The following is an 8,822-nucleotide window of genomic DNA, read 5'->3' on the forward strand; positions in this document are numbered from 1 at the left end:
GGGCGGGGCGGCTGTCCGGCGTGCGCCGGCTGCTGCCGGTGCGGGACGCGGTGCTGCGGCTGGCCCTGGCCGCCGGGCCGCCCGCGTGACCTGAGACACATTCGATACGAACCGGTTCCGTATCGAAACCCGCTCACCTACGCTCGGCTCCGTTACGAGTCTGACCCGTATCGTATTCCGACGCGGGGAAACCGGGGGGAGCACGGACGTGGAACCACACGAGAACACCGGACACCCGAGGAGGTGGGCGATCCTCGGGGTGCTGGTGATCAGCCTCCTCGTGGTCGTCCTCGACAACACCATCCTCAACGTCGCGCTGCGCACGCTGGCCGACCCGGTGCACGGCCTCGGCGCCACCCAGGGCGAGCTGGAATGGGCGATCAACTCCTACACGCTCGTCTTCGCCGGGCTGCTGTTCACCTTCGGCGTGCTCGGTGACCGGCTCGGCCGCCGCCGCTTCCTGATCCTCGGGCTGGCGCTGTTCGGCCTGTCCTCGCTGCTGTCCGCGTACGCGCAGGACCCGGGCCAGCTGATCGCGGCCCGCGCGCTGATGGGCGTCGGCGGCGCGGCCATCATGCCGGTGACGCTCTCGATCATCTCCAACGTCTTCGACCCGCGCGAGCGTGCCAAGGCGATCGGCGTCTGGGCCGGCGCGGTCGGCCTCGCGGTGGCGATCGGCCCGGTGCTCGGCGGCGCGTTGCTGGAGCACTTCTGGTGGGGCTCGGTCTTCCTGATCAACGTGCCGGTGGTGGTGCTCGGCGTGGTGCTCGTCGCGGCGCTGGTGCCCGAGTCCCGCGACCCCAAGCCCGGCCGGGTGGACCTGCTCGGCGTGCTGCTCTCGGTGGTCGGCCTGGTCGCGCTCACCTACGGCATCATCGACGGCGGCGAGCACGGCTTCGGCCGCCCGCAGGTGTGGGTCGCGGTGCTCGGCGGCCTCGCGGTCCTCGGCTGGTTCGTCGCCCACGAACTGCGCAGCGACCACCCGTCGCTTGACGTACGGCTGTTCCGGGTGCCCCGGTTCGCCGCGCCGGTGGCCCTGGTCGGGCTGGTCTTCTTCGCCGCCATGGGCGTGATGTTCTTCGGGGCGTTCTATCTGCAGCTCGTGCGCGGCTACAGCCCGCTGGAGAGCGGCCTGCTGTTCCTGCCGTTCGCCGCGGCCCAGCTGATCTTCGCGCCGCGCAGCGCGGCGATGGTCCGCCGCTACGGCGGCCGGGCGGTCGCGGCCGCCGGGCTGCTGCTCACCACCGTGGCGCTCGCCGCGTTCGTCTTCATCGACGCGGACACCCCGATCTGGATCTTCTCGGCGCTGGGCTTCCTCCAGGGCGCCGGAATGGCGAACATCATGCCGCCGGCCACCGAGTCGATCATGTCGTCGCTGCCCCGGGAGAAGGCCGGCGTCGGTTCCGCGGTGAGCAACACCGTGCGGCAGGTGGCCGGCGCGCTCGGCGTGGCGGTGCTCGGCTCGGTGCTCTCCGCCGTCTACCGCGACCAGGTCGGCCCGGCGGTGGCCGCCCTGCCCGCCCCGGTGCGCGACGCGGCCCGCGAATCGGTGTCCGGGGCGTACGCGGTCGCCGGCCGGCTCGGCCCCGACGGGCCGCGACTGATCGACGCGGCGAACGACTCGTTCGTCTCGGCCATGCACTGGGCGGCGGGCGCCTCCGCGGTGGTGGCCGCGCTCGGCATCGTGATCGTGCTGCGGTGGATGCCGGGCCGGCCGGTCGTCGCCCCCGACGCGGCGCCGGTCACCGACCGGGAATTGGCCGGTACCGCATAGGTTCGTGGACAATGTCTTAGATGAATACCCCGGCGGACGCGCCCCCGCCCCCCGGGCGACCGCGGAGCACCCGCGCGGACGAGGCGATCGTCGACGCCACCCTCGACCTGCTGGCCGAGGGCAGCACCGTCGAGTCGCTGTCGATCGAGGCGATCGCGAACCGCGCCGGAGTCGGCAAGGCCACCATCTACCGCCGCTGGCCGGGCAAGGACGCGCTGCTGCTGGACGCGTTGCGCACGCTCAAGGGGCCCGCGCCGCGCACCGACGGGCGCTCCGTCCGCGACGACCTGGTGGTGCTCGTCGGCGCGGTGGGCCAGCACGCCGATGCCCGCGCCCGCAAGATCATGCCCTGCCTGGTGCCGGAGGTGAACCGCAGCTCGGCGCACCGGCAGGCGTACGAGGCGATCATCGAGCCCCGGCGGGCGGCGATGCGCGAGGTGCTGCTCCGCGCGATCGACCGGGGCGAGCTGCGCGCGGACCTCGACATCGAGGTGGCGATGGCGCTGCTCACCGCGCCGATGCTCACCCAGCGGATGCTGCGCTGGCACCCTGAGCGCGACGAGCGGCTGCTGCCCGAGCGGATCGTGGACACGGTCCTGGACGGCCTGCGCGTGCGCTGATCCCGGGTCGCCGTGCCCGGCCGCTCATCGGCCGGGCGTGCGCAGCCGGTGCAGGCGCAGCGCGAGCTGCACCTCCAGCGCCCGCTCCGGCCGCTGCCAGTCCGCGCCGAGCAGGTGACCGACCCGCTCCAGCCGCTGGGTGACCGTGTTGACGTGCACGTGCAGCTGTTCGGCGGCCCGGGCCAGGCTGCCGCCCACCCCGAAGTACGCCTCCAGCGTCTTCACCAGCGCGGTGCCCCGCCGGGCGTCGTAGTCCAGCACCGGTCCCACAGTGGTGGCGAGGAACCGGGCCACGTCCCGGTCCCCGGCGTCACCGACCGCGCCCAGCAGCAGCCCGACGAAACCCAGCTCGGTGGTGCTCGCCCCCTGCCCGGCCCGCCCCAGCGCACCCAGCGCGGACAGGCAGCGTTCCGCCTCGGCGAACGTGACCGCGAGCGACGCCGGCCCGGTGGACGGCCCGCTCGCCCCGGCGGTCACCGGGCGGCCGGTCACCCGGGACAGGTCCCGGGCCACCGCGCGGGCCGCGCCGCCCGCGTCCCGGCCGGGCAGCATCAGCACCACCCGTCCGTCACGCGCCGCGGCCAGGCCACCCCGGGTCGAGGCGTACGTGGTGGCCCAGGACAGCACCCGCTGCCGGGCCGAGCCGGTCTCGGCGAACGCGTCGTCGCCGACCGCCACCAGCACGTGCGGCGCGTCCAGGTCCACAGCGATCCGGCGGGCCCGTGCCCGCAGCGCGTCGGCGTCGCGCAGCGGCCGGGCGATCAGGTCGTCCAGCAGCTCGCCGCGGACCCGCCCCTCCGCCTCGGCCACGGTACGGCGGAACAGCAGCAGCAACGCGGTCACCAGCGCGGCCCGCTCCAGGATGCGCTGGTCGGCGTCGACCAGCTCGTCGTCCGGGCGCAGCACCAGCGCGCCCAGGTTCTCCGCGCCGGCCACCACCGCGGCGTACCAGAGCGGGCCCCGGCGCACGCTGCGCCCCTCGGTGCGGGACGCGGCCACCGCCTCCACGATGTCCGCCCGGTCCGGCTCCTCGATCTCACCGACCCGGGCCAGCCGCCGGCCCTCGGCGTCCAGCGCCAGCAGCGCACCGCCGAGCACCTCGGTGACCGCCGCCGCCACGTCCTCCATCCCGCCGCCGCGCACCACCAGCGCGGTCATCCGGTCGTGCGCCGCGGCGGCGCGCTCCACCGAGCTGCTGTGCGCCCGGATGGTGCTGTTCGCCGCCGACAGCTCCGCCAGGGCCGCCCGGGTCTCGGCGAGCAGCCGCGCGGTGTCGATCGCCACCGCCGCGTGCGCCGCCAGCGACACCAGCAGCGACACCTCCTCGCGGGCGAACGGCCGGGCCGAGCGGTTGGCCGCGTACAGCACGCCGATCACGCTGGACCCGAGCCGCAGCGGCACGCCGAGGATGGCCACCAGTCCTTCCTCGCCCACACCGCCGTCGATCTCCCCGGTGTGCCGGAACCGCTCGTCCTCCTGATAGTTCGAGGTGACGTACGGGGTGCCGGTCTGCGCGACCAGCCCGCCCAGGCCGTCGCCGAGCTCCAGCCGCAGCCGCTGGAACCGGGCCGAGATCGAGCCGTCGGTGACCCGCATGTACGTGTCGCCGCGCTCGTCGTCGTTGAGCGTCATGTACGCCACGTCGGTGCCGAGCAGGATCCGCGCCCGGTGCACGATGGCGCGCAGCACGTCGTCCAGGTCGCGCAGCCCGGCCAGGTCGCTCGCGGTGTCGTACAGGCCGGACAGCTCGGTCTCCCGGCGCCGGCGGCGGGCCAGCAGCGCCCGTACCCGCAGCGCCACCACCTTCGCCTGCTCCAGCTCGGCGAGCCGTTCGGCGGGCAGGCCGGCGGCGCGCGCGGCCACCAGCGGGCCCTCGAACTCGACCGCGGCGGCCTCGCGCGCCAGCAGCTCCAGGAACTCCACCGGCGACGACATGACCGACATTGTGCGCGGGCCCACTAGTTCGCCGTCCAGCCCCCGTCGAGGGCGATCGAGGTGCCGGTGAGGAACGCGGCGGGCGGGGAGCACAGGTACGCCACCAGTTCGGCCACCTCCTCCGGCTCGATCAGCCGCTTGATCGCCGCCCGGGCCAGCATGATCTTCTCGACCACCTCGTCCTCGCCGATGCCGTGGGTGGCCGCCTGGTCGGCGATCTGGCTCTCCACCAGCGCGGTGCGCACGTACGCCGGGTTGATGCAGTTGGCCGTGACGCCGTGCGCGGCGCCCTCCAGCGCGACCACCTTGGACAGGCCCTCCAGCGCGTGCTTGGCCGAGACGTACGCGGCCTTGAACGGCGAGGCGCGCAGCCCGTGCACCGAGGAGATGTTCACGATCCGGCCCCAGCCGTTCGCGTACATCCGGGGCAGCGCGCGGCGGATCAGCAGGAACGGCGCCTCCACCATCACCCGCTGGATGTACTCGAAGCGCTCGACCGGGAAGTCCTGCACCGGTGCGACGTGCTGCAGCCCGGCGTTGTTGACCACGATGTCGGCGTCGACGCCGAGCCGGTCCACCGCCGCCGGGTCGGCCAGGTCGATCCCGACCGCCCGGCCGCCGGCCTCGGCGGCCACCGCCTCGGCCGCCGTCACGTCGCGGTCCAGCACCACGACCGTCGCGCCGGCCGCCGCCAGGCGCAGGGCACAGGCCCGTCCGATGCCGCCGCCACCACCTGTGACCAGCGCGGTGCGACCGGTCAGGTCGACGTGTACGACGTGGGGGACCGCCACGGGTTCTGCCGTCATGGCGCATGAACGTACGAGCCGGTTGCCCCCTGGCACATGGGGCGGCGACACATACTCCACCGCCCGCCTGTGTGGTGCGCCGCGTCACCGCCCGCACCCGGCGTGTCCGGCGGTCCCGGCGTCGGCGGGCACCAGTAGGGTGTGTCGAACACACGTACTGCTGGCGGCTCGGGGAGGAGGCGGCGTGCGCGTGCTGGGCGTCGACCCGGGGCTGACCCGGTGCGGGGTCGGCGTGGTCGAGGGCGTGCCGGGCCGTCCCTGCACGCTCGTGGCCTACTACGTGGTCTACACCGACCCGGAGGACGACCTCGCGCTGCGCCTGCTGCACCTGGACCGCTCGCTGACCGACCTGGTCGCCGAGCACCGGCCGGACGCGGTCGCGGTGGAGCGCGTGTTCAGCCAGCACAACGTCCGCACCGTGATGGGCACCGCGCAGGCCAGCGGCGTCGCGGTGCTCGCCGGGGCCCGGGCCGGGCTGCCGGTGACGACGTACACGCCGAGCGAGGTCAAGGCCGCGGTGACCGGGTCGGGGCAGGCGGACAAGAAGCAGATGACCACCATGGTCACCCGGCTGCTGCGGCTGCCCGAGCCGCCGAAGCCGGCCGACGCCGCCGACGCGCTGGCGCTGGCCATCTGTCACGTGTGGCGCGGCGGCACCCGGTCCAAGCTGGCCGAGGCCGCGCAACGGGCCCGACGAGGAGGGACGCGATGATCGCGAGCGTACGCGGCACGGTGACCGCCACCGGCCCGGATCACGCGGTGGTGGAGGTGGGCGGCATCGGCCTGGCCGTGCAGTGCGCCCCCGGCACGATCGCCGACCTGCGCGTGGGCCAGCCCGCCCGGCTCGCCACCAGCCTTGTGGTCCGGGAGGACTCGCTCACCCTCTACGGCTTCGCCGACGACGACGCCAAGCAGTTGTTCGAGCTGCTCCAGACCGCCAGCGGGGTCGGTCCCCGGCTGGCCCAGGCGGTACTCGCCGTGCACACGCCGGACGCGGTCCGCAAGGCCATCGCGAACGCCGACACCGCCGCGCTGACCCGGGTGCCCGGCATCGGCAAGAAGGGCGCCGAGCGGCTGGTGCTGGAGCTGCGCGACCGGGTCGGCCCGGTGCCGGTGGGCGCCGACGGCGCGGCCGGGGTGACCGCGGGTGCCTGGCCGGAGCAGGTCCGCCAGGCCCTCGTCGGGCTCGGCTGGACGGCCGGTCAGGCCGAGCAGGCGGTGGCCGCGGTGGCGGAGACCGTCGACGGCGAGACCCCGCCGGTGCCGGTGCTGCTCAAGCAGGCGATCCGCCTCCTGGGCCGCAGCCGATGAGCGGGGAGAACCTGGTCTCGGCGTACGTCAGCGACGCCGAGCTGGACGCGGAGGCCAGCGTCCGGCCGAAGCGGCTGGACGAGTTCATCGCCCAAGACCGCGTCCGCGACCAGCTCGACCTGCTGTTGCAGGGCGCGATGCGGCGCGGCTCCCCGCCCGACCACATCCTGCTCTCCGGTCCGCCCGGCCTCGGCAAGACCAGCCTGGCCAACATCGTCGCCGCCGAGCTGGGCACCGGGATCCGGGTGACCAGCGGCCCGGCCATCGAGCGCTCCGGCGACCTGGCCGCGATCCTGACCGGCCTCGCCGAGGGCGACGTGCTGTTCATCGACGAGATCCACCGGATCGCCAAGCCGGCCGAGGAACTGCTCTACAGCGCCATGGAGGACTTCCGCGTCGACGTGGTGGTGGGCAAGGGCCCGGGTGCCACCGCCATCCCGCTCGACGTGGAGCCGTTCACGCTCGTCGGCGCCACCACCCGCTCCGGCCTGCTGACCGGCCCGATGCGCGACCGGTTCGGCTTCGTCGCGCACCTCGACTTCTACGCGCCGGCCGACCTGGAGACGCTGCTGCACCGGTCGGCCCGGATCCTCGGCGTGCCGATCACCGCCGAGGGGGCGGCGGAGATCGCCGGCCGGTCCCGGGGCACCCCGCGTATCGCGAACCGGCTGCTGCGCCGGGTCCGCGACTACGCGGAGGTGCGCGCCGACGGCGTGGTCACGCTGGAGACCGCACGGGCCGCGCTGACCGTCTACGACGTGGACGCGCTCGGCCTGGACCGGCTCGACCGGGCGGTGCTGACCGCGCTCGTCGACTCGTTCCGGGGCGGCCCGGTGGGCCTGTCCACGCTCGCCGTGGCGGTGGGTGAGCAGCCGGACACGGTCGAGGAGGTCTGCGAGCCGTTCCTGGTCCGGGCCGGGCTGTTGGCCCGGACGCCCCGCGGGCGGGTGGCGACCGAGGCCGCCTGGCGCCATCTGGGCCGTACGCCCCCGAATGGTACATTTGGTGCGGATGCCCCTCCGGGGCCCGATCTGTTCTCGGTGCAGCCCGATCAGCCGTGATCCGTTCGTGATCTGTGCCGCATTCGGTCTTCTCAGGAGCAGGGACTAGACTTCGCCGCGGTTTGTACAGGACGTGAGAATCCGCTTCCGCTGCGGCGCCCTCCGGCGCCGGGGCGGACGCCAACCGGAAGGTCTACACCGTGCTTTACGCAGCAGCGAGTGGCGGGGGAGCCGGCAGTCTGACGCCGATCCTCATGATCGCTCTGCTCTTCGTCGTCATGTACTTCATGATGATCCGTCCGCAGCAGAAGCGCCGCCGCGAGGCCGAGCAGATGCAGGCCGCCCTCTCCCCGGGCGACGAGGTGGTCACCATCGGCGGCCTGCACGGCACGGTCACCGCGGTCGAGGACGAGACGGTTCTGCTCGAGGTCGCCCCGGGCGTGCAGACCCGGTACGCCCGCCCCGCCGTCGCGCGGGTGATCAAGCGCGCCGAGGCGCCGGCGGCCGAGACGATCACCGAGGAAGCCGAGCCGGTCAAGGAGTGACCACCCGTCCCGGACGGGGCAGCGGATTCATCCGTACAAGTGGATAGTTGGGGTCGGCGCGCGGCGCCGGCATCCGGCCGGGCCGTGCGGCGCCCCCGCGCCGCGCACCAGTCGGCGTGCCGTCCTCCGGTGCCGACCCGCCGGAGCAGTCGGGCGGACACCCCCGGCCCGACAGTTGTCGCCGCCGTGGAAGCGGCGCGACCGTACAGGGAGACAGGACAGCCGTGGCACCACCTCAGGGACAGATGCGGCCCGGACGGCAGCTCGCCGTGCTCGGGCTCATCTTCGTCGTCCTCTATCTATTGGTGTTCTTCTCGGGCGGCGCCAGCGGTGGCTGGAAGGACCGGCTGGAGCCACGGCTCGGCCTGGACCTCGTCGGCGGCACCCGGCTGACGCTCGAGGCCACCAACACGGTGGACGGCAAGCCCCCGACCGCCGACAACCTCGAGGAGGCCCGCCAGATCATCGAGAGCCGGGTCAACGCCTACGGCGTGGCCGAGGCCGAGGTGGTCACCGAGGGCAACCGCAACATCGTGATCTCCCTGCCCGGCCAGAACCGCGACCTGACCGATGTCGGTGAGGCCGCCGAGCTGCGCTTCCGCAAGGTGCTCAAGGCCACCGACGGCAGCGGTGCCGCCGCCGCGCCCGCGCCGGTCCCGAGCGCGACCCCGTCCGGTGCCGCCAGCCCGACGCCGTCGGGCAGCGCGTCGCCGAAGGCGAGCGCCAGCCCCAAGGTGAGCGGATCGCCGAGCGCCGGCGGCCAGGGCGGCATGGCCCCGGCCTCCCCGTCGGCGACGCCGAGCGCCGCCGCGCCGAGCGCGAGCCCGAGC

At 74.3% G+C, this 8,822-nt stretch carries 8 protein-coding genes and 1 pseudogene; 7 read left to right on the forward strand and 2 right to left on the reverse strand.

The genetic code is table 11. The features are described 5' to 3' along the window. The first annotated feature begins 208 nt into the window (after positions 1-208). Positions 209-1,774: an MFS transporter gene (locus tag AC2CHG_RS27770; protein ID WP_262012376.1), complete on the forward strand. Its 1,566-nt coding sequence runs from the start codon at positions 209-211 to the stop codon at positions 1,772-1,774. Between the two features lie 20 nt (positions 1,775-1,794). Further along, positions 1,795-2,394 (forward strand): TetR/AcrR family transcriptional regulator, encoded by a 600-nt coding sequence (locus tag AC2CHG_RS27775; RefSeq protein WP_484525909.1) that lies wholly within the window; start codon positions 1,795-1,797, stop codon positions 2,392-2,394. Between the two features lie 24 nt (positions 2,395-2,418). On the opposite strand, the gene AC2CHG_RS27780 is transcribed toward AC2CHG_RS27775, so the two are convergent. Both AC2CHG_RS27780 and AC2CHG_RS27785 read right to left on the reverse strand, forming a co-directional pair. Further along, a complete protein-coding gene (locus AC2CHG_RS27780; protein ID WP_355507808.1) occupies positions 2,419-4,338 on the reverse strand; it encodes a helix-turn-helix domain-containing protein in 1,920 nt (639 codons plus the stop codon). A 14-nt stretch (positions 4,339-4,352) separates the two neighbouring features. Then, positions 4,353-5,135: a 3-hydroxybutyrate dehydrogenase gene (locus AC2CHG_RS27785; RefSeq protein ID WP_194802905.1), complete on the reverse strand. Its 783-nt coding sequence runs from the start codon at positions 5,133-5,135 to the stop codon at positions 4,353-4,355. Between the two features lie 184 nt (positions 5,136-5,319). Between AC2CHG_RS27785 and ruvC the strand changes: the two genes are divergently transcribed. From ruvC to AC2CHG_RS27810, 5 genes and pseudogenes are all read left to right on the forward strand, one after another. After that, a complete protein-coding gene (gene ruvC / locus AC2CHG_RS27790) occupies positions 5,320-5,847 on the forward strand; it encodes a crossover junction endodeoxyribonuclease RuvC (RefSeq protein ID WP_047892837.1) in 528 nt (175 codons plus the stop codon). Continuing rightward, on the forward strand, positions 5,844-6,446 hold the full coding sequence (gene ruvA, locus AC2CHG_RS27795; protein ID WP_262012379.1) for a Holliday junction branch migration protein RuvA: 603 nt from the start codon (positions 5,844-5,846) through the stop codon (positions 6,444-6,446). Before ruvC ends, ruvA begins: the two co-directional genes overlap by 4 nt. After that, the gene (gene ruvB, locus AC2CHG_RS27800; protein WP_262012380.1) at positions 6,443-7,507 is read left to right on the forward strand and encodes a Holliday junction branch migration DNA helicase RuvB; all 1,065 of its coding nucleotides are present in this window, start codon (positions 6,443-6,445) and stop codon (positions 7,505-7,507) included. Before ruvA ends, ruvB begins: the two co-directional genes overlap by 4 nt. Before the next feature lie 140 nt (positions 7,508-7,647). Further along, positions 7,648-7,992, forward strand: coding sequence for a preprotein translocase subunit YajC (yajC, locus tag AC2CHG_RS27805; RefSeq protein ID WP_135239395.1), 345 nt, complete (start codon positions 7,648-7,650; stop codon positions 7,990-7,992). Positions 7,993-8,216: 224 nt separating this feature from the next. Continuing rightward, positions 8,217-8,822 (forward strand): annotated as a pseudogene (locus AC2CHG_RS27810) (protein translocase subunit SecD); the annotation flags it as partial.

Source organism: Micromonospora sp. ATLC20 (assembly GCF_057196585.1).

Coding starts and splice junctions, on each gene's coding strand:
- AC2CHG_RS27785 (WP_194802905.1), bottom strand. CDS start 5,135: ATGACGGCAGAACCCGTGGCGGTCCCCCACGTCGTACACGTCGACCTG.
- ruvA (WP_262012379.1), top strand. CDS start 5,844: ATGATCGCGAGCGTACGCGGCACGGTGACCGCCACCGGCCCGGATCAC.
- AC2CHG_RS27780 (WP_355507808.1), bottom strand. CDS start 4,338: ATGTCGGTCATGTCGTCGCCGGTGGAGTTCCTGGAGCTGCTGGCGCGC.
- ruvB (WP_262012380.1), top strand. CDS start 6,443: ATGAGCGGGGAGAACCTGGTCTCGGCGTACGTCAGCGACGCCGAGCTG.
- AC2CHG_RS27775 (WP_484525909.1), top strand. CDS start 1,795: ATGAATACCCCGGCGGACGCGCCCCCGCCCCCCGGGCGACCGCGGAGC.